The organism is Microvirga sp. GCM10011540 (assembly GCF_042650665.1).
In the GTDB taxonomy this organism is placed as follows: domain Bacteria; phylum Pseudomonadota; class Alphaproteobacteria; order Rhizobiales; family Beijerinckiaceae; genus Microvirga; species Microvirga lenta.
In genome coordinates this window covers 34,715-52,850 of sequence record NZ_JBHSBQ010000143.1, presented here as the reverse complement: position 1 = coordinate 52,850, position 18,136 = coordinate 34,715, and the positions used below count along the sequence as shown (strand labels likewise).

The following is an 18,136-nucleotide window of genomic DNA, read 5'->3' as shown; positions in this document are numbered from 1 at the left end:
GCTTGAGACCGGCCTTTCAGCGGGAATAGATGGCCGAGTTGCCGCCGTGCTCCTTGACCTCGACGCTCTCGAGCCAGACCCGGCCGCCGGTTTCCTCGCGCACGAAGCCGGCCACGTGGTTGAACACGTGCTTGGCCGTGGCCTCGCAGCCCACCGCCGGGAGCACGCGCAGGTTCACCAGACCGTCCCGGTGCAGGGCCGCGAAACGCTCCAGCTCGGGATCGTCCTCGGCGACCAGCATGGTGTGGTCGAACAGATCCTTGAGCCACGCCTTGACCGGCTTCATGCCGCCGAAGTCGAAGCACCAGTTGCGCTCGTCGAGCTCATAGGTGGCGAAGACGAACCGGAAGGCGAGGGCGTAGCCGTGGATCAGGCGGCAATGGGAATGCGTGGCCCGCCATTGGCGGAAGCAGCACGACAGCCCCTCGTTATGGTCGTAGCTCTTGGTCGACCGGTAGATTTCCCGCCCCTGGGGAGGGCTCTCGGGCGCAGGCGCCGGTCTTTCGGCGGTCAGGGTCATCGAAAACTCTCCGAAGGGCTTTCTGACGGGTCTATTCGGCCGATCCCCGGTCGAGGGTGATGCATTCCTGGAGGAACTCGCTCTTGTGCTCGGCGCTGGTGGCGAGCTCGCCCCAGAAATAGGTGTTCACCATGCGGCTGCGGCGGCTGGAGCGCACGCCCCGCTGGGTCTTGCACATGTGCACCGCGCTGATGCGCACGGCGAGGCCGCGCGGCTTCGTCATGTCCACGATGTAATCGCCGATCTGCTTGACGAGCTCTTCCTGGATCTGGAGCCGGGAGGCGAAGTAATCGACGATGCGGTCGTATTTCGACAGGCCGATGATCTTGCCCTCGGCCGAGGGAAGGATGCCGATATAGGCATAGCCGTAGATCGGCATGAGGTGATGCGCGCACATGGAGCGCAGCTCGATCGGGCCGGTCACGATGAGCTGGTCGTAGGACCGCACGTTGTCGAACTCGGTGATCCGCGGGGGAGCCGTGTAGCGGCCCTGCAGGATCTCCTCCACGTACATCTTGGCGACCCGCTGGGGCGTATCGCGGGTGTTGTGGTCGTTCCGGTGGTCGATGCGCAGAATATCGAACAGTTCCTCGACCTTGCTGGCCGCGGCGGCAATCATCGTTTCCCGCTCCGCCTCGTCGATCGGCTGATCGAGAGCCTCGTTGCAGAGCCGGGACAAATTCAAACCAGTGGAGTGGAAGTTCATAATCGACCTTTATCCGATGAACGTCGAAAGGCTGCTCGTTCCCTAGTGTCGCAGACGCATTAGGCGTGTCGCATAGCGTCTGTGGCAAGCTATATGCTAATTCTTTGTGACGAAAGACTGATTAAAGGAATAATTATAACTCGCGCATCATCATTGATTCTTGGTATTAGTTTTTGCCGAAGACCTCCGGAGATTAGAATGATTATTGACTACGCGAAACGCAATATCGTGGCGATTGCGGTATTGTTGGTCGGATTCCTCAGCGTCACGGGTGCGGGCGCGGAGACCCTGGGAACGCCCAAGGAGAAACCCATCCTGACCATCTCCGGCAAGATCGGCGCCACCAACAAGGGCGACACGGCCCAGTTCGACCGTCCCATGCTCGAGGCTCTCGGCATGGAGACCATCGAGACCACGACGCCCTGGTACAACGGCCCGGTGAAGTTCGAGGGCGTCTCCCTCGACAAGCTGATGAAGCTGGTCGGCGCCGACGGCCAGCGGGCCGTCTTCGTCGCCCTCAACGACTACAGCAGCGAAATCCCGATCGAGGATTTCTCGAAGCACAACGTGATCCTGGCCCTGAAGCGCGACGGCGAGTACATGCCGGTCCGCGACAAGGGACCTCTCTTCGTGATCTACCCCTTCGACAGCAAGCCGGAACTGAAGAACCAGACCTATTACGGCCGCTCCGTCTGGCAGGTTGCGAAGATCGTCGTGAAATGACCGCCTGAGGCTCGTTTCGGAGGACAGCCCTTGTCGCTGCGAACGCTCAAACTGGTGCTTGCTGTCGTCATTGCCAGCTTCCTCCTTTCGGCCGCCTACATCTCGATCCTCGTCATCGAGCGTCAGAACACGCTGAAGGAAGTCTCCCGCTACAACATCTCCTGGCTCGCGAGCCAGGCGGTGTCCGAATTCACCCGGCTGGGCCAGCGCCTCAACGCCTACGAGATCCCGGGCAGCGGCGTCGACAAGGACGAGGTCGTGCTCCGGTACGACATCCTCCTCAGCCGGGCGAAGCTGCTGACGGACGGCGAGTTCCAGTCCTTCGTCCGCCGCGATCCCGAGCGTCAGGCCACGGTGGAGAGCCTCACCAGGGTCCTGCGCGAGGTCGAGCCTCTCATCGAGCGGCTCGAGGAGCCCGGCAACGCCGTGAGGGCCTATGCGATCCTTCAGCCCCTCGAGACGAAGCTGACGGATCTCGCCTCGGCGGCCAACCATTTCGGCGGCCAGCGGGTGGCGGAAGACCAGCACGAGCTGATCCGCCTGCACTGGCTCTTCTCCAGCCTCGCGGCCTGTCTCATCCTGGTCGGAATCGTGCTGCTGGGCCTTCTGGGATGGCACAACCGCCTGCTCGGGCGCGCCCACAAGGAGCTGCGCTCCCTCACCGGCAACCTCCAGGCCACCTCCGCCGAGCTCGAGGACGCCAACAAGGCCCTCGGCTTCGCCTACAAGGAGCTTCAGAGCCGCAACCAGGTCCTGCAGACGCAGGAGCAGGAGCTGCGCCTGCAGAACGAGCGCTTCGACGCCGCCCTCAACAACATGTCGCACGGGCTCTGCATGGTCGATGCCGACCGGCGGATCATCGTGTTCAATGCGCGCTTCACCGAGCTCTTCGGCCTCAGCGACATGGCCCGGCCCGGCGTCACCCTCGACCAGCTGACGCGGAGCGCCGACCCGTCCCAGTCGCCGGGAATCGCCGCCCTGCGGCAGATCTGCGCCCGCCAGGACGAGCTCGCCCGCAGCCGCCGGCGCGCCTCCTTCATCCAGGAGGAGCCGGACGGCAAGACCTTCTCAATCTCCCACCAGCCGATGACCGGCGGCGGGTGGATCGCCACCTACGAGGACATCACCGAGCGCCGCCGCGCCGAGTCGCAGATCGCCTACATGGCCCATCACGACGCGCTGACGGACCTCGCCAACAGGGTGCTGTTCCGGGAGAGGCTCGACCAGGCGCTCGCCGCCGCCCACCGGATGGGCACCACGGTCGCGGTCCTGTGCCTCGATCTCGACCGCTTCAAGGACGTGAACGATTCCCTCGGCCACGAAACCGGCGACGAGCTCCTCAAGGCCGTCGCGGTGCGCCTGCGCAGCTGCGTCCGGGACGGGGACGTCATCGCCCGCCTCGGCGGCGACGAGTTCGCCATGCTGCAGGTGGCGGTGGACGAGCCCAACGACTGCGCCTCCCTCGCGTCCCGCATCATCAACGCCATCGGCGCCCCCTACGAGGTCGAGGGCCAGGAGATCGTCATCGGCACGAGCGTCGGCATCGCCCTCGCGGTCGAGGGGCGGGTCGCCCCGGACCAGCTCCTGAAGCACGCGGACCTCGCCCTCTACCGCGCCAAGTCCGACCGGCGCGGGACCTACCGCTTCTTCGAGCCCGAGATGGACGCGCAGCTCCAGGCCCGGCGTCTCATGGAAGCCGATCTGCGCAAGGCCCTGTCCAACGGGGAATTCGCCCTCGCATACCAGCCTCAGGTCAACATCCGGCGCCACGAGATCAGCGGCTTCGAGGCCCTGCTGCGCTGGCGGCACCCCGAGAAGGGCATGGTCTCCCCGGCGGAGTTCATCCCGGTCGCCGAGGATATCGGCCTCATCTCCGCTCTCGGGGAATGGGTCATCGAGCAAGCCTGCCGCCAGGCGGCGCAATGGCCTCACGGCACCAAGGTCGCGGTCAATCTCTCCCCGGTGCAGTTCCGCAACCGGAACCTGGTGGAGACCGTGAGCCGCGCCCTGGCGCTGTCCGGCCTGTGCCCGAGCCGGCTCGAGCTCGAAATCACCGAATCGGTGCTGCTGCAGGATAACGAGACCACGCTCGCCACCCTGCACGAGCTGCGCGCGCTCGGCGTATGCATCGCCATGGACGATTTCGGCACGGGCTATTCGTCCCTGAGCTACCTGCGCAGCTTCCCCTTCGACAAGATCAAGATCGACCAGTCCTTCGTCCGGGAGCTGACCTCCCGCGCCGACTGCCTCGCCATCGTGCAGTCGATCACGCGGCTCGGGTCCAGCCTGGGCATGATCACCACGGCGGAGGGCGTGGAGACCGAGGAGCAGTACCGGCAGCTCCTCGTGGCCGGATGCACCGAGGTGCAGGGCTATTATTTCGGCTATCCGCTGCCGGCGGACGAGCTCGTGTTCTCCCTCTACGAGGAAGAGGCGCGCGAGGCGCTCTGAGGCCCTCCCCGACACCGTCCCGCAGCATCCGCCCCTGGCCCGGCGGATCCCGACCTGTATCCTGCCGAAGGCCTTCCGGCGCGCTTGACTCCATTATATTGGACGAGCATTCTAATTTAATGGACAACTCCCCGGACATCAACGCGCACCTCGCCGCGCGCCTTCGCAGCCTGCGCGCGGAGCGTGGCCTGACCCTCGAGGGCCTGGCCGAGTGCACGGGCGTGAGCCGCTCCATGATCTCCCTCATCGAGCGCGGTCAAAGCAGCCCGACCGCGGCGGTTCTCGACAAGCTGGCGGCGGGCCTCGGCGTCACCCTCGCGTCCCTCTTCTCGGGCGGGGAGGGCGCCGACCCGTCGCCCCTGGCGCGGCGCGCCGACCAGCGCACCTGGCGCGATCCGGCCACCGGCTACATGCGCCGCAACCTGTCGGCTCCGGGCTACCCGTCCCCCATCGAGCTCGTGGAGGTGGTGCTGCCGGCCGGCGCCCGCGTCACCTACGACACGGGCCCCCGCTCCGTCGGCATCGGTCAGCAGGTCTGGATGATCGACGGGGACATCGAGCTGACCGTGGGCGACGCAACCCACCGGCTCGCCACGGGCGACTGCCTTTCCATGCACATCGAACAGCTGATCGTGTTTCACAATCCGGCCGACCGGCCCGCCCGCTATCTGGTGGCGCTCGCCGCCGACCGGAGCGGCACGGGCGCCGGCCAACGTTGAGGAGTTCATCATGTGCGGGCACGTCACGGTCCATGCCCTGTCCCCGGACGAGGCGCGGGCGCAGGTCGGCGCCCTCTCGGCGGTCCTGATCGACTGCGTCGAGGGTGGCGCCTCGGTCAGCTTCATGGCGCCCCTGACGCAGGAGCGGGCGGACGCCTTCTGGCAGGGCGTGGCCGAGGGCGTCGCGGCCGGAGAGCGCATCCTGCTCGTGGCGCGGGACGAATCGGACGGGTCGGTGGTCGGCACCGTGCAGGTCGTGCTCAGGCAGCCGGAGAACCAGCCCCACCGGGCCGACATCTCCAAGATGCTGGTCCATCGGCGGGCGCGCCGGAAGGGCGTCGGGGCCGCCCTGATGCGGGCCGCGGAGGACGCCGCGCGCCGCGCCGGCAAGAGCGTGCTCGTGCTCGACACGGTGACGGGCGGCGATGCGGAGCGCCTCTACGACCGCCTCGGCTGGATGAGGGTGGGCGTCATCCCGAACTACGCCCTGTGGCCGCAGGGCGGGCTTTGCGACACGACGGTCTACCACAAGCAGCTTCCCGGCGCCTGACGGAACCGCCATGGATTCGGTCGTCGTCCTCGCCGCGCTCCTGAGCGCCTTCCTCCACGCGGCCTGGAACGCCGCCGTGAAGGCATCGCCGGATGCGCAGGGCGCGATGGCCGCGGTGGTCGTCGGCTCGGGCTTGGCGGCGGTGCCCGCGCTGGCCTTCCTGCCCTGGCCCTCGGCCGCGGCTTTGCCCTGGCTCGCGGCCTCGGCCCTGTTCAACCTTCTCGCCATGCTGACCCTCGTGCAGGGCTATGCCCATGGCGGCTTCGGCTTCGTCTATCCCCTGGCCCGGGCCGTCTCGCCCCTTCTGGTCACGCTGTTCGCCAACGTGCTCGTGGGCGAAAGCCTCAGCCGGACCGGGATCGCGGGCGTCGCGCTCATCTCGGCCGGCGTCGCGTTCTTCGCGGTCGGACGGGGCCGGCACGGACCGGCCGCCTTCGCCTATGCGCTCGCGGCGGGGCTGTTCTCGGCCGCCTACGCGGTCTGCGACGCGCAGGGGGCGCGGCTCTCGCCGTCGGTGCTGGGCTATGCCCTGGTGCTCTCCATCGTCAACGCGGTGGTGTTCGGAACGACCTTCCGCCTTCGGGGCGGCTCGATCCGCGACGCGCTGGCGTCCAACCGCGCCATGGCGGTGTTCGGAGCGGCGGCGGCGATCCTGTCCTATGTCCTGATCCTGTGGGTCTGGGAGCGGGCGCCCATCGCCCTGGGGGCGGCCCTGCGGGACACCAGCATGGTCTTCGGGGCGCTGATCGCGGTCGTGGTGCTGCGCGAAAGAATGGCCCCGGCGCAGATGGGGGCGGTGGCGCTCGTGGCCCTGGGCGCCGGCATTCTGCGCTTCGCCTAGGAATCCTAGCCTTTTGACGTGGCTGGAGCCGCGCAGTACACCTGAGAGGCATGTTCGACATGCCGAGGGATCGTTGGATGCCGTCATGAGCGCAACGCAACGGCTTGAACTCCGCCAGGGCCAGTCCCTGACGATGACCCCGCAACTGCTCCAGTCCATCAAGCTCCTGCAGCTCTCCCACGCGGAACTCGTCGCCTATGTGGAGGCCGAGCTCGAGCGCAATCCTCTCCTCCAGGAGGCCGAGGGCGGCGCCTTCCCGCGCAGCCCGGCGCGGCAGGCCCCGAATGCCCGGCGCGGCGGAGGCATCGGAAGCGCGCCCCGGCCCCTGCCTGTTCCCAAGGGGCCATCGTCCGGGGGCTCCGTGCGGACGGGAGGCGGCGATTCCGAGCTCAAGCCGGAGCTCGAGGCCACCCTGGCCCGCGCCGCCAGCCTCACCGAGCATCTCGAGGCCCAGCTCGATCTGGCGGGCGCCGACCGGGAGATCCGGCAGGTAGGCGAGCACCTGATCCACAGCCTCGACGAATCGGGCTACCTGACCGAGGACCTCGCGGACATCGCCGGGCGGCTGGCCGTCTCGACCGGAACGGTCGAAGCCGCCCTGCGGCTGATCCAGGGCTTCGATCCGCCCGGCGTGGGCGCGCGGAACCTGGCGGAATGCCTCGCACTCCAGCTGCGCGAGCGCGACCGCCTGGACCCGGCCATGGAGACTCTCCTCGGGCGCCTCGACCTCGTCGCCCGTCACGACTTCGCGGCCCTGCGGCGCCTGTGCGGCGTCGATGCCGAGGACCTGGCCGACATGCTGGCCGAACTGCGCCGCCTGGAGCCGAAGCCCGGCCTCGCCTTCGCGGCGGCCTCGGTCGACGTGCTGGTCCCCGACGCCCTGGTGCGCGCCGCGCCCGGCGGCGGCTTCACGGTCGAGCTCAATCCGGACACCCTGCCCCGCATCCTCCTCGACCGGACCTACCACGCCCAGGTCGTGCAATCGGTCAAGAGCGACAAGGACAAGGTCTTCCTGTCCGAATGCCTGCAGAATGCCCATTGGCTGACCCGCAGCCTCGATCAGCGGGCCAGGACCATCCTGAAGGTGGCGACCGAGATCGTGACCCGGCAGGAGGCGTTCTTCCGCGAGGGCGTCGCCGCCCTGCGCCCCCTGACCCTGAAAGCGGTGGCCGAGGCCATCGGCATGCACGAATCGACCGTGTCGCGGGTGGCGGCCAACAAGGCCATCGGGTCCGCCCGCGGGGTTTTCCCCATGAAGTCCTTCTTCGCCGCCGCGGCCGGCGAGGGCGGGCATTCCTCCGAGGCGGTGCGCTACCGGATCCGGCAGCTCGTGGAGGCCGAGGCGGCGGACGCGGTGCTCTCGGATGATGCAATTGCCCAAAAACTGAAGGGGGAAGGCATGGAAATCGCGCGCAGGACCGTCGCGAAATATCGCGAGATCCTGCGCATCCCCTCCTCGGCCGACCGCCGCAGGCGGGCCAAACACCGATTGAAGACCCCGTAGGGGACAACATCAAGACTTGTATTGCCCCGGGGAAGCCGCATCATCCCACAAAGCGTCGCCCGGGGCGGGGAAACGCACAAGGAGAACAACGACATGACATTGAGGGTATCCGGTAAGAATCTCGATATCGGCGAAGCCCTTAGGTCCCAGGTGGAGGCGCGGATGGCCGGCGCCCTGACCAAGTATTTCGACGGAGGTTATTCCGGCCATGTGACGGTCGCCCGCGACGGCACGGGCTTTCGCACCGACTGCGTCGTCCATCTGACCTCGGGCATGACCCTCGAGGCCTCGGGCGCGGCGGGGGATGCCTATGCCAGCTTCGATCAGAGCGCGGACCGCATCGAAAAGCGCCTGCGCCGCTACCGGCAGAGACTGAAGAATCACCCGACCGCGACCGGGCGGGACACGAGCCTTGAGGCCCCCTATGCGGTCTTCGAGGCGCCCACCGACGAGGATGTGGGGGAGGAAGCCTACCACCCGGTGGTGATCGCCGAGACCATGAAACCGCTCCACCGGGCCTCCGTCAGCGACGCTGTGATGCAGCTGGATCTGTCCGGAGCCGCCGCTCTCGTGTTCATCCACGCTGGCACCGGCCGCGTGAACGTCGTATACCGCCGCGGCGACGGGGCGATCGGCTGGGTCGATCCTCCGCCGGCTCAGTCCTGAAGAGACTTGGCCGTTTTGGCCCAAGACTTGCTTGGAACGGCACGAGGCCTGTCGGCTTCACAACATATGCAGCTTGATCGATGCCTTTGCTGGATTTCCTAGACCCCCGCGCCGTCCTGCCCGCCATGCGGGTCAACGGCAAGAAACAGGCCTTGCAGGAACTGGCCTCCCACGCGGCCAAGCTCACGGGCCTCGAAGCGGCCGACATCTTCGAGGCTCTTCTGCAGCGTGAGCGGCTCGGCTCCACGGGGATCGGCGAGGGCATCGCCATTCCCCACGGGAAGCTTGCGGGCCTCACCCGAATCTTCGGCCTGATGGCGCGGCTGGAGAAGCCTATCGAGTTCGAGGCCCTGGACGGCCAGCACGTGGACGTGCTCTTCCTGCTTCTCGCCCCCGAGGGCGCGGGCGCGGACCACCTGAAGGCCCTGTCCCGGGTCGCCCGGGTGCTGCGCGAGCCCGGCCTGATCGAGCGGGTCCGCATGACCCGCGACGCCGCGGCCCTTTATGCCATCATGACCGAGTTCCCGAAGGCGGCCTGAGGCCGTTCTCAGCGCGGTTCCCGGTCCAGGTTCAGGAAGGCAGGGTCGAACTCCGCAGCCTCCACCAGGCGATCCCAGTCCAGGATCGTCAGGGTCGGGCCGCGCCAGGCGACCAGCCCGTTCGCCCGCAATTCCTGCAGGATCCGGTTGATGTGAACGGTCGAGAGGCCGAGGGTATCGCCCAGTTCGGCCTGCGTCAGCGGCAGCTTGAAGCTTCTGCCCTCGGTCTGTCCCACGATCTGAAGGCGCAGGAAAAGCTCGCAGAACAGATGGGTCATCCGGCCGAGCGCCGTGCGGCGTCCCATGGCCACGAGCCATTCGCGGTGGATGGCGCCGTCCAGCAGCGTATTGAGCCAGAGCAGACGGGTGAGATGGGGATGGCGTTCGGTGATCGTGCGCAATGCCGTGTGCGGGACGGAGGCGATCCGGCACGGGGTGAGGGCCACGATCCCGTGATCCATCGTCTTCAGGAGGAAGCTGTGCAGGTCGACGAAGTCGCCGGGCACGTGAAGGGCCGTGATCTGCCGCTTTCCGTTGGCGAGGCCCTTGTAGCGGGCGGCGAAGCCTTCGAGCAGAAGCGTGCTGTCGGTCGGACGATCCCCCTCGCGGATGAACTCCTCGTCCGCCCCGATGTCCGAAACCCGGGAGATCGCACTTTCCAGAACCTGCTTCTCCTCCGGAGAGAGCCGGTCGCGCCGCTCGAGCTTGAGGATCAGGGTGTGGCTGAGGGGATATTCGTCCCTTGTCTGCATCGTGTCTTCCGGCAGCCGGCCCGGTGGATGTCTCCGGCTTGGGCACCGAGCTTAACCGGAGCGGCCGGCGAAGGCGAGGCGGGGTCGGTCGGCCTCTCCGCCTCCCGCAAAAATCCCCCGGCGGGGCGGAATAAATGCGGCACAGGGCGTGTCCTAAAGGTCGTGGTCGCCACATGACCCGGGGAGAATTCACATGACGTTTCTGGCACGCTCGACGATCCTGGCCGGCGCCCTGCTGGCCGCAACCTGCGCGACGGCGCAGACCGCCGCCCCCGCCAAGGTCGCGGAGACGAGCAAGGGCAGGGCCCTCGTGGATGCGAAGGGCATGACCCTCTACACCTTCGACCGCGATGCGGCCGGGAAATCCAACTGCAACGGCACCTGCGCCCAGAACTGGCCGCCCCTGATGGCCTCCGCCGACGCCAAGGCTTCCGGTGAATGGAGCCTGGTGAAGCGGGACGACGGCTCCATGCAATGGGCCTACAAGGGCAAGCCGCTCTACACCTGGATCAAGGACACCAAGGCCGGCGACGCGACCGGCGACGGCGTCAACCAGGTGTGGCACGTGGCGGCGCCGTAAGGCCGCCCCGGCGCCGGAAGGCGTGTCGGCGGGGCTGGAACGACGGCCTGTCCGACGCGCCTCCCGATTCGTCGTTACCCCAAATGACTGAGCCCGGTACCACCGCGTGGCTATGCGCGCCTGCGCCCGGCGCTCCTATCATCGCCGGAGACGATCCAAGGGCGATAAAGGGGCATAACCGGCGTGCAGAGAGCGATGGTGAGCGCACGTCTTCGCAATTACGTGGCACGGCACGGCCTTGCCAGCACCCTGTTTCACGTCGTCTACCGGCTGGCCAACAGCGCCGTCATGTTGATGGTGTTTCAGGTGGTCGTCCTGGCGCGGGGCGAGGTGGATTGGGAGCTGGCCGCCGGCCATGGCGGGCAATGGGGGTTCCTCGGCCAGGACGAACTCAAGCGCCTGTCGAGAGCCGATCCCTCCCTGGAGCTCGACGAGGAGTTCCTGTCCGGCGCCTTCGCGCGCGGCGACCGCTGCTTCGCGTTCATCCAGGACGGGATCCTGGGCGCCTATGCCTGGTATGCGGTCGGCCCGACGCCGATCCAGGATTCGCTGACGGCCGTCTTCGGCCCGGGCTACGTCTATATGTACAAGGCCTTCACCGCGCCGGCCTTCCGGGGCCGGCGCCTCTACGGCATGGGCATCGCAAGGGCCATGCAGGCGCTGCTCGAACAGCAGGGCTTCAAGGGACTGGTGAGCTGCGTTCAGTCGCACAATCGCCCGTCGCAGAAGGGGCTGAGGCGCATCGGCTTCAGGACGGTCGGACGCATCCTCGTGCTGGGCGGCAGGCGCCCCTGCCTCGCCCTTTGCAGCCCTGGCTGCAGGTCGCTGTTCTGTGCCAGGATATCCTAGCGCATCGTGCGCGAGGGCGGATCGGGACGTCCGCCCGCAACGGTGCTCCCGCCGATCCGCCGGGCGTCGGCCGCCCGGCCCGGGCATGAAAGATGCACGACCGTGAATGAGATCGCGTCTCTTCTCGAACCGCAGATCCCGAGCCTGAGGCGCTATGCCTGGGCGCTCCTGCGCGATGACGAGGCGGCGGACGATCTGGTGCAGGACACGCTGGAGCGCGCCATCAGCCGCTGGAACCTGCGGCGGCGGGACGGGGACCTGAGGGCCTGGCTCTTCGCCATCCAGCGCAATCTCTTTCTCAACGGCGTGCGGCAGCGCCGGCGGCGCGGCCCGCATGTGGGCATGGAGATCCTGGACGACCTTCCCGCCCCCGACGGCGCGACCGACGGAACGGCGGGCCTGCGGGATATCCTGTCGGGTCTCGACGCCCTGCCCGAGGAGCAGCGTTCCGTGCTGCTGCTGGTCGGCGTCGAGGATCTCTCCTATGAGCAGGTGGCCCAGGTGCTCGACGTGCCCATCGGCACCGTGATGTCGCGCCTCAGCCGGGCGCGGGACAAGATGAGACGGTTCATGGAGACCGAGCGCAACGCCGTTCTCAGGAGGGTCAAGTGACGGACGAGCGCCCCATCGGCGAGGACGACCTGCAGGCCTATGTGGACGGCCGCCTCGCCCCCGGCCGTCTGAGGGCCGTGGGGGCTTATCTGGCGGACAACCCGGCCGCCGCGGCGCAGGTCGCGGTCGAGGCCGAGCAGCGCCGGGACCTGCGGGAGCGGCTCGCCTTCAAGGCGAACGAGCCGATCCCGGCACGGCTGCGCGTCGCGAACATCATGGCCCAGGGCAACCGGCCCTCGCGCTTCCGCTGGGGCGCCGTGGCGGCGGCCCTGGCCTGGCTCGCCCTCGGCCTCGCCGCCGGAACCTTGGGCGGCCTGTGGCTCGCCGGCGGCCTTCCGATGCGGCAGGCGGCGGCGGGCACGGCCGCCGACGACGCCATCACGGCCTACAGGACCTATGTGGGCGAGCGGCTCCACCCGGTGGAGGTCGGGGCCGACCAGGAGGCCCATCTGGTGCAATGGCTGTCGCGCCGGGTCGGCAAGACCCTGGTGGCGCCGGACCTCACCGGCCAGGGCTACCGCCTGATGGGCGGGCGTCTCCTGCCCGCGGGCGCGGAGCCCGCCGCCCTGTTCATGTACGACGACGGGCGCGGCCGGCGCCTGACGCTCTATGCCCGGTCCAGCCACGCGGAGGAGGAGACCTCCTTCCGCTACGAGGCGCAGAATGGCGTCTCGGCCTTTTCCTGGATCGACAGGGGCCTGTCCTACGTGGTGACCGGCAGCATCGGCCGGGACGAGCTCCTGGCGGTCGCGCAGAGCGTCTACCGCCAGTTGGAGAACCGGTCCGCGCCGGCCGGGAACCGCCTCTGAGGCGTCGTCACGGCCGCTGCGCCATCTCCCAGACGAGCTGGACGCTCGCCGTGTAGCGGATCGAGGCCGGGGGCACGATCGGAACCGCCTCGGCGCCCTTCGACATCGCCATCTGCATGCGCATCTCGGGCTGGGGCTCGAAGGGCTGGGCCGAGCCGTCGCGGATCTCGATCAGGCGGCCGAGGGAGACCCCGGCGGCGGAGGCATAGACCTCGGCCTGGCGGCGGGCGTCGCGCACGGCGGCCTCGCGGGCCTTGTCGGCGCCCTCTTCCTGACGGTCGAGGCCCCAGGTGACGGACTGGAAGGTCATGTCGCCGCTGGCCAGGATCTCGCCGGCCAGGCGCCCGACCCCGTCGAGGTCGCGGGTGGTGATTCGCAACTGGTGGTTGGCCGAGAATTTCGGCGCCTTCACCTCTTTTCCGTCGGGCGTGTATTGCTGCGGGGTCTGGAAGACCTGGAAGTTGGAGGTCTGGATGTCCTCGCGCTTGATGCCGAGGCCTTCGATGCGGGCGAGCACCCGCTCGGTGGCGGCCCGGTTCTGGCTCGCCGCCTGCGCCACCGTGTCGGCCTGGGTGGCCACGGTCACGAAGACCCGGGCGAAGTTCGGCTTGAGCTCCACCTCGCCGGTGCCGACGACGCTGATCGTGGGCTGGCGCGGCGCCGCGTCGGTCTGGGCGAGCGCCGGGGACGCGAGGGCAAGCGCGGCAAGGGCCGCGAGGGTGACGAGGCGCATGTGAGGGTCTCCCGAAATGACTGCTCCGCCGAAATGGCGGAGCAGACGATTCCAAACCGATTCTGAGCGGCGGATTAACGGCCGGTCTTCACCCGGGTCCAGAGCCGGGTCACGGTGCGCTGCGCCCGCTCGTCATAGGCCGTGTTGGTGAACAGGCGCTTCATGGTCGCGTCGTCCGGGTAGATGCCCGGATTGTTCAGGATCTCCGGCTCGATGTGCTTCTTGGCGGCCAGGTTGCCCGACGCATAGGACACGAAGTTCGTGTTCATGGCGGCGATTTCGGGGCGCAGCATGAAGTTGATGAATTCGTGCGCCTCGTCCACGTTCTTCGCGTCCGCCGGGATCGCGAAGCTGTCGAACCACATCAGCGCGCCCTCGCGCGGGATCACGTAGGAGATCTCGACGCCGTTCTTGGCTTCCTCGGCGCGGCTCTTGGCCTGGATCATGTCGCCCGAATAGCCCACCGCCACGCAGATGTCGCCGTTGGCCAGCGCGTTGATGTATTCGGAGGAGTGGAACTTCTGGATGTTGCCGCGGATGCGGAACAGGGCGTCGCCCGCCTTGTTCAGATCCTCGGTGCGCTTGGAATCCGGGTTGAGGCCGAGATAGGCCAGAACGCCGGGGAAGAGGTCCTCGGGGCTGTCGAGCATGTAGATGCCGCAGCTCTTGAGCTTGGAGGAGATTTCGGGCTTGAGCACCAGGTCCCAGGTGTTGAGGGGCACGTTGTCGCCCAGGATCTCCTTCACCTTCTTGGTGTTGATGCCGATGCCGGTGGTGCCCCACATGTAGTTGACGGCATATTGGTTGCCCGGGTCGAACACGGCCAGGCGCTCCGTCACCTCGGGCCATTGGTTCGACAGGTTCGGCAGCTTCGACTTGTCGAGCTTCTGGAACACCTTGGCGCCGATGAGGCGCTGCACGAACGGCCCGGAGGGCACCACGATGTCGTAGCCGGACTGGCCGGCCAGCAGCTTGGTCTCCACGATCTCGTTGTTGTCGTAGGTGTCGTAGACGACCTTGATCCCGGTCTCCTTCGTGAACTCGTCCAGCGCCTTCGGGTCCACATAGTCCGACCAGTTGTAGACATTGACGACGCGCTCCTGAGCGGCGGCGCCCGTGACAAGGCCAAGGGCCAGGGCAAGCGAGGCGAAAGTACGGATCATCAGGGGTGGGAACTCCTCTGGTTTCGGAACGATGACACAGTGAGGCTAAGGGCTTATGCCGAAAGAAACAATCCTGAATTCAGGGGGTTGCCGCGCGGCGGTCACGCCGCCTTCCGGGCCACGCCCGCCAGCCGCTCCAGGCCGGCATCCAGGGTCTCGTCCTTCTTGGCGAAGCAGAAGCGCACCACGTTCTTCACCGCCCCTTGCGCATAGAAGGCCGAGACCGGGATCGCCGCGACCCCGTGGTCCATGACCAGGCGGCGGCAGAAGGCCACGTCGTCGGTTTCGCCCAAGGGCGCGATGTCGATGTTGAGGAAATAGGTGCCCTGGCTCGGAATGACCTGGAAGCCCAGGGTCTCGAGCCCGGCCGAGAACCGGTCGCGGCTGCGGGCGAAGGTGCTGCGCATGGTCTCGAAATAGGCGTCCTCCTTCGCCAGCCCGTAGGCCACGGCCACCTGCAGGTTGGGCGGCGTGGTGAAGGTCAGGAACTGGTGGGACTTCGCCAGCACCTTCATGATGTGCGGGGCGGCGCAGACGAAGCCGACCTTCCAGCCGGTGAGGCTGAAGATCTTGCCCGCCGAGCCGATCTTCACCGAGCGCTCGCGCATGCCTTCGAGCGCCAGAACCGGCTGGTGGCGGCGGCCGTCGAAGACCACGTGCTCCCAGACCTCGTCGCTGATGCAGATGGCGTCGAAGCGGCGGCAGAAATCGGCCAGAAGCGCCAGATCCTCCGGCGAGAACACGGTGGCGGTGGGGTTGAGCGGGTTGTTGAGCACCACGGCCTTGGTCTTGGGCGAGAAGGCCTTCGCCAGCGCCTCCTCGGTCAGCCGGAAATGGGGCGGCTGGAGCGTCACGAATTTCGGCACGCCGCCCGCGAGCCGCACCAGGGGCAGGTAGGCGTCGTACATGGGCTCGAACAGCACCACCTCGTCGCCGGGCTCGACGATGCCGAGGATCGCCCCCGCCAGGGCCTCCGTGGCGCCGGACGTGACCATGACCTCGGTGCCGGCGTCGAGGTCGATGCCCTGCCAGTGTCTGTAATGGGCCGCGATGGCGCTGCGCAGCTCCGGAATGCCCATCATCGACGGATATTGGTTGTAGCCGTTGAGCACCGCGTCCGCCGCCATGCGCCGCACGTCCTCGGGGCCGGGATCGTCCGGGAAGCCTTGGCCGAGATTGATCGCGCCGGTCTCGCGCGCGAGGCTCGACATCACTTCGAAGACGGTGGTGGGCAGATTGGCGAAAAGCGGGTTCATGCCGGGCTCTGAATCGTTGTTCTGAAGGGCTTTGCCAGCTTCGTAGCACGGTCCGCCGCCGGATCGAACCCGGTTTGTCGCTTGCTCCGTCAGCTGCTTTTCCCTCCCCACAAGGGGGAGGAGAGTCGGGTGGCGCAACCGGTGCGAAATCGGAAACGCTTTCTCCCTCACCCTCGCTCGCGCCTCCGCTTGCACGTACAGCGCTCCGGCTTTGCGCCTCCTAACCTTCCTCAAGGGGAGGGAAGAGAGTGGCGGGGATGACAGCGGGAGGCCCTGTTGCTATCGCGGGTGGGACAACGAAAACCGCCATCCATGCTTCCCTCCCGGCCCTCCCTCATCGCAGGCCTCGCGCTGCTCCTCGCGATCCTGAGCCTCGCCTCGCTCGCCGTCGGGCCGGCGCCGATCCCGGCCGTCACGGCCGCGAAGGCGCTCGTCTCCGACCAGGGCGCCGCGGGCATCGTGGTGCGGGAGATCCGGCTGCCGCGCACCTTGCTCAGCCTGCTCGTCGGCTGGATCTTCGGGATCACGGGCGCGGCCCTGCAGGGGCTCCTGCGCAACCCCCTGGCCGACACGGCGGTGTTCGGCGCGCCGCAGGCGGCGGCCCTGGGGGCCGTGCTGGTGCTCTATTTCGGGCTGGTCGGCGCCCTGTCCTGGGCCCTGCCCGTCGCGGCCATCGCGGGTGCCCTCGTCTCCATCGCCCTCGTGGTCGCGGTGGCGGGCCGCAACGCCACGGTGGTGGTGCTCGTCCTGGCGGGGCTCGCGGTCGGCAGCCTCGCGGGGGCCGGGACCTCGCTCGCCATCAGCCTGTCGCCGAATCCCTTCGCGGTCACCGAGATCGTGTTCTGGCTCCTGGGCTCCTTCGAGGACCGCTCCAGCGTCCACGTGCTGATGGCCGTTCCCTTCATCCTGATTGCGTCGGTCCTCGTCCTCGCCGCCGCGCCGGGCCTGCGGGCCCTGGCCCTGGGGGAGGAGACGGCGCGCAGCCTCGGGGTCGACGTGCGCCGGCTGCGGGTCCTCATCGTGGCGGGGGCGGCCATCGGCACGGGCGCCTCGGTGGCGGTGGCGGGCTCCATCGGCTTCGTCGGGCTCGTCGCCCCCCATCTGGTGCGCCCCTTCGTGGGCTACGATCCGGCCCGGACCCTCGTTCCCGCGGGGCTCGCGGGCGCCGCGCTCCTGCTCGCCGCCGATTGCGCCGTGCGCCTGATCCCGTCGAGCGCCGAGATCAAGATCGGCGTGCTGACCGCCATCCTGGGCGTGCCGTTCTTCCTCTGGGTCATCGCCCGGCGAAAGGCCGAGCTGGCGGAGACCCCGGCATGACCCGGCTTCAGGCCCGCTCCCTCTCGGTGGATCTCGGACGCCGCAGGGCCCTCTCGGCCATCGACCTCACCCTCGAATCCGGCCGCTTCACCGTGATCGTCGGGCCGAACGGCGCCGGCAAGACGACCTTGCTGCGGTCCCTGGCCGGGCTTCTCGCGCCGGCCGAGGGCACGGTGACCCTCGACGGGGCGCCGGTCGCGCGCCTGCGCGCCGCCGACCGGGCGCGGGCCATCGCCTACCTGCCCCAGAGCGGCACCGTGGCCTGGCCCCTGCCGGTCAGGGCGGTGGTGGCCCTCGGCCGTCTCCCGCACGGCGAAGAGCCGGATGCGCTCCCCGCCGCGGGGCGCGAGGCGGTGGCGCAGGCCATGGCGGCGGCCGATCTCGCGGGATTCGAGGACCGGCCGGCCACGGAGCTCTCCGGGGGCGAGCGCGCCCGGGTGCTTCTCGCCCGCGCCCTTGCGACCAAAGCGCCCGTTCTCCTCGCCGACGAACCGGTCGCGGCGCTCGACCCGCGCCACGAGCTCGTCGTGCTGGAGGTCCTGCGCGCCCAGGCCCGGGCCGGGGCGATGGTGGTCGCGATCATGCACAACCTCACCCTGGCGGCGCGGTTCGCGGACGAGATCGTTCTCCTCGACCGGGGCCGCCTCGAGGCCCATGCCCCGCCCGAGGAGGTGCTGACGGAGGCGCGCCTCGCCGCGAGCTTCGGCATCAGCGCCCATGTCTCCCGGGAGGAGGGCGGCCTCGTGGTGGTGGCCGAAAGCCCGCTGCCGCAAGGGTGAGGCGCCGGACCCGCCCCACGCCGCCCGGCGTCACATTGACAAAGGGCGGAGGTCGGCGGATACCGCC

General features: G+C 68.4%; 20 protein-coding genes. 14 read left to right on the top strand and 6 right to left on the bottom strand.

What is annotated here, in order from left to right:
* Nucleotides 1-16: 16 nt before the first annotated feature.
* Together ACFOYU_RS24630 and folE are read right to left on the bottom strand one after the other, a co-directional pair.
* Nucleotides 17-520 (bottom strand): 6-pyruvoyl tetrahydropterin synthase family protein, encoded by a 504-nt coding sequence (locus ACFOYU_RS24630; protein ID WP_377035590.1) that lies wholly within the window; start codon nt 518-520, stop codon nt 17-19.
* 31 nt (nt 521-551) lie between these two features.
* Nucleotides 552-1,226, bottom strand: coding sequence for a GTP cyclohydrolase I (folE, locus tag ACFOYU_RS24625; RefSeq protein ID WP_377035589.1), 675 nt, complete (start codon nt 1,224-1,226; stop codon nt 552-554).
* A 198-nt stretch (nt 1,227-1,424) separates the two neighbouring features.
* Here folE and ACFOYU_RS24620 point away from each other — a divergent pair, with 198 nt between their 5' ends.
* The 8 genes from ACFOYU_RS24620 to ptsN all read left to right on the top strand — a co-directional run bounded on the left by ACFOYU_RS24620 (nt 1,425) and on the right by ptsN (nt 9,219).
* A complete protein-coding gene (locus ACFOYU_RS24620; RefSeq protein ID WP_226738526.1) occupies nt 1,425-1,949 on the top strand; it encodes a molybdopterin-dependent oxidoreductase in 525 nt (174 codons plus the stop codon).
* Between the two features lie 30 nt (nt 1,950-1,979).
* Entirely contained in the window at nt 1,980-4,400 is a 2,421-nt protein-coding gene (locus ACFOYU_RS24615; RefSeq protein ID WP_226738528.1) for a bifunctional diguanylate cyclase/phosphodiesterase, read from the top strand.
* Between the two features lie 119 nt (nt 4,401-4,519).
* Complete coding sequence (locus tag ACFOYU_RS24610) at nt 4,520-5,119, top strand: helix-turn-helix domain-containing protein (protein WP_377035588.1); 600 nt, start codon at nt 4,520-4,522, stop codon at nt 5,117-5,119.
* 10 nt (nt 5,120-5,129) lie between these two features.
* A complete protein-coding gene (locus ACFOYU_RS24605; protein ID WP_377035587.1) occupies nt 5,130-5,669 on the top strand; it encodes a GNAT family N-acetyltransferase in 540 nt (179 codons plus the stop codon).
* A 10-nt stretch (nt 5,670-5,679) separates the two neighbouring features.
* Nucleotides 5,680-6,510, top strand: coding sequence for a hypothetical protein (locus ACFOYU_RS24600; RefSeq protein ID WP_377035586.1), 831 nt, complete (start codon nt 5,680-5,682; stop codon nt 6,508-6,510).
* An 85-nt stretch (nt 6,511-6,595) separates the two neighbouring features.
* Nucleotides 6,596-8,014, top strand: coding sequence for an RNA polymerase factor sigma-54 (gene rpoN, locus ACFOYU_RS24595; protein ID WP_377035585.1), 1,419 nt, complete (start codon nt 6,596-6,598; stop codon nt 8,012-8,014).
* Nucleotides 8,015-8,107: 93 nt separating this feature from the next.
* Complete coding sequence (hpf, locus tag ACFOYU_RS24590) at nt 8,108-8,680, top strand: ribosome hibernation-promoting factor, HPF/YfiA family (RefSeq protein WP_226738539.1); 573 nt, start codon at nt 8,108-8,110, stop codon at nt 8,678-8,680.
* Nucleotides 8,681-8,760: 80 nt separating this feature from the next.
* Nucleotides 8,761-9,219 (top strand): PTS IIA-like nitrogen regulatory protein PtsN, encoded by a 459-nt coding sequence (gene ptsN / locus ACFOYU_RS24585; RefSeq protein WP_226738541.1) that lies wholly within the window; start codon nt 8,761-8,763, stop codon nt 9,217-9,219.
* Nucleotides 9,220-9,227: 8 nt separating this feature from the next.
* On the opposite strand, the gene ACFOYU_RS24580 is transcribed toward ptsN, so the two are convergent.
* Nucleotides 9,228-9,971: a Crp/Fnr family transcriptional regulator gene (locus ACFOYU_RS24580; RefSeq protein WP_377035584.1), complete on the bottom strand. Its 744-nt coding sequence runs from the start codon at nt 9,969-9,971 to the stop codon at nt 9,228-9,230.
* 193 nt (nt 9,972-10,164) lie between these two features.
* Here ACFOYU_RS24580 and ACFOYU_RS24575 point away from each other — a divergent pair, with 193 nt between their 5' ends.
* The 4 genes from ACFOYU_RS24575 to ACFOYU_RS24560 all read left to right on the top strand — a co-directional run bounded on the left by ACFOYU_RS24575 (nt 10,165) and on the right by ACFOYU_RS24560 (nt 12,821).
* Entirely contained in the window at nt 10,165-10,551 is a 387-nt protein-coding gene (locus tag ACFOYU_RS24575) for a hypothetical protein (RefSeq protein WP_226738546.1), read from the top strand.
* A gap of 195 nt (nt 10,552-10,746) precedes the next feature.
* Entirely contained in the window at nt 10,747-11,400 is a 654-nt protein-coding gene (locus tag ACFOYU_RS24570; protein WP_377035583.1) for a GNAT family N-acetyltransferase, read from the top strand.
* A 102-nt stretch (nt 11,401-11,502) separates the two neighbouring features.
* Nucleotides 11,503-12,012, top strand: coding sequence for an RNA polymerase sigma factor (locus ACFOYU_RS24565; protein WP_377035582.1), 510 nt, complete (start codon nt 11,503-11,505; stop codon nt 12,010-12,012).
* Nucleotides 12,009-12,821, top strand: a complete 813-nt coding sequence (locus ACFOYU_RS24560) for an anti-sigma factor family protein (RefSeq protein ID WP_377035581.1) — start codon at nt 12,009-12,011, stop codon at nt 12,819-12,821. The genes ACFOYU_RS24565 and ACFOYU_RS24560 overlap by 4 nt, the downstream gene beginning before the upstream one ends.
* A 7-nt stretch (nt 12,822-12,828) precedes the next feature.
* On the opposite strand, the gene ACFOYU_RS24555 is transcribed toward ACFOYU_RS24560, so the two are convergent.
* From ACFOYU_RS24555 to ACFOYU_RS24545, 3 genes are all read right to left on the bottom strand, one after another.
* Entirely contained in the window at nt 12,829-13,554 is a 726-nt protein-coding gene (locus ACFOYU_RS24555; protein ID WP_226738554.1) for an SIMPL domain-containing protein, read from the bottom strand.
* A gap of 74 nt (nt 13,555-13,628) precedes the next feature.
* Nucleotides 13,629-14,717 (bottom strand): polyamine ABC transporter substrate-binding protein, encoded by a 1,089-nt coding sequence (locus ACFOYU_RS24550; RefSeq protein ID WP_226738556.1) that lies wholly within the window; start codon nt 14,715-14,717, stop codon nt 13,629-13,631.
* A 101-nt stretch (nt 14,718-14,818) separates the two neighbouring features.
* Nucleotides 14,819-15,973 carry an aminotransferase gene (locus tag ACFOYU_RS24545; RefSeq protein WP_377035580.1) on the bottom strand — a complete coding sequence of 385 codons (1,155 nt, stop codon included), beginning with the start codon at nt 15,971-15,973 and terminating at the stop codon, nt 14,819-14,821.
* Between the two features lie 312 nt (nt 15,974-16,285).
* On the opposite strand from ACFOYU_RS24545, the gene ACFOYU_RS24540 reads away from it, so the two are divergent.
* Nucleotides 16,286-17,290, top strand: a complete 1,005-nt coding sequence (locus ACFOYU_RS24540; RefSeq protein WP_377035579.1) for a FecCD family ABC transporter permease — start codon at nt 16,286-16,288, stop codon at nt 17,288-17,290.
* Nucleotides 17,287-18,069, top strand: a complete 783-nt coding sequence (locus ACFOYU_RS24535) for an ABC transporter ATP-binding protein (RefSeq protein WP_226738562.1) — start codon at nt 17,287-17,289, stop codon at nt 18,067-18,069. The genes ACFOYU_RS24540 and ACFOYU_RS24535 overlap by 4 nt, the downstream gene beginning before the upstream one ends.
* Nucleotides 18,070-18,136: the final 67 nt, after the last annotated feature.

Excerpts from the sequence above, each read along its gene's own strand:
- ACFOYU_RS24630 (WP_377035590.1), bottom strand. The coding sequence starts at position 520 with ATGACCCTGACCGCCGAAAGACCGGCGCCTGCGCCCGAGAGCCCTCCC.
- folE (WP_377035589.1), bottom strand. The coding sequence starts at position 1,226 with ATGAACTTCCACTCCACTGGTTTGAATTTGTCCCGGCTCTGCAACGAG.
- ACFOYU_RS24620 (WP_226738526.1), top strand. The coding sequence starts at position 1,425 with ATGATTATTGACTACGCGAAACGCAATATCGTGGCGATTGCGGTATTG.
- ACFOYU_RS24610 (WP_377035588.1), top strand. The coding sequence starts at position 4,520 with ATGGACAACTCCCCGGACATCAACGCGCACCTCGCCGCGCGCCTTCGC.
- ACFOYU_RS24605 (WP_377035587.1), top strand. The coding sequence starts at position 5,130 with ATGTGCGGGCACGTCACGGTCCATGCCCTGTCCCCGGACGAGGCGCGG.
- ACFOYU_RS24600 (WP_377035586.1), top strand. The coding sequence starts at position 5,680 with ATGGATTCGGTCGTCGTCCTCGCCGCGCTCCTGAGCGCCTTCCTCCAC.
- rpoN (WP_377035585.1), top strand. The coding sequence starts at position 6,596 with ATGAGCGCAACGCAACGGCTTGAACTCCGCCAGGGCCAGTCCCTGACG.
- hpf (WP_226738539.1), top strand. The coding sequence starts at position 8,108 with ATGACATTGAGGGTATCCGGTAAGAATCTCGATATCGGCGAAGCCCTT.
- ptsN (WP_226738541.1), top strand. The coding sequence starts at position 8,761 with ATGCCTTTGCTGGATTTCCTAGACCCCCGCGCCGTCCTGCCCGCCATG.
- ACFOYU_RS24580 (WP_377035584.1), bottom strand. The coding sequence starts at position 9,971 with ATGCAGACAAGGGACGAATATCCCCTCAGCCACACCCTGATCCTCAAG.
- ACFOYU_RS24575 (WP_226738546.1), top strand. The coding sequence starts at position 10,165 with ATGACGTTTCTGGCACGCTCGACGATCCTGGCCGGCGCCCTGCTGGCC.
- ACFOYU_RS24570 (WP_377035583.1), top strand. The coding sequence starts at position 10,747 with ATGGTGAGCGCACGTCTTCGCAATTACGTGGCACGGCACGGCCTTGCC.
- ACFOYU_RS24555 (WP_226738554.1), bottom strand. The coding sequence starts at position 13,554 with ATGCGCCTCGTCACCCTCGCGGCCCTTGCCGCGCTTGCCCTCGCGTCC.
- ACFOYU_RS24550 (WP_226738556.1), bottom strand. The coding sequence starts at position 14,717 with ATGATCCGTACTTTCGCCTCGCTTGCCCTGGCCCTTGGCCTTGTCACG.
- ACFOYU_RS24545 (WP_377035580.1), bottom strand. The coding sequence starts at position 15,973 with ATGAACCCGCTTTTCGCCAATCTGCCCACCACCGTCTTCGAAGTGATG.
- ACFOYU_RS24540 (WP_377035579.1), top strand. The coding sequence starts at position 16,286 with ATGCTTCCCTCCCGGCCCTCCCTCATCGCAGGCCTCGCGCTGCTCCTC.
- ACFOYU_RS24535 (WP_226738562.1), top strand. The coding sequence starts at position 17,287 with ATGACCCGGCTTCAGGCCCGCTCCCTCTCGGTGGATCTCGGACGCCGC.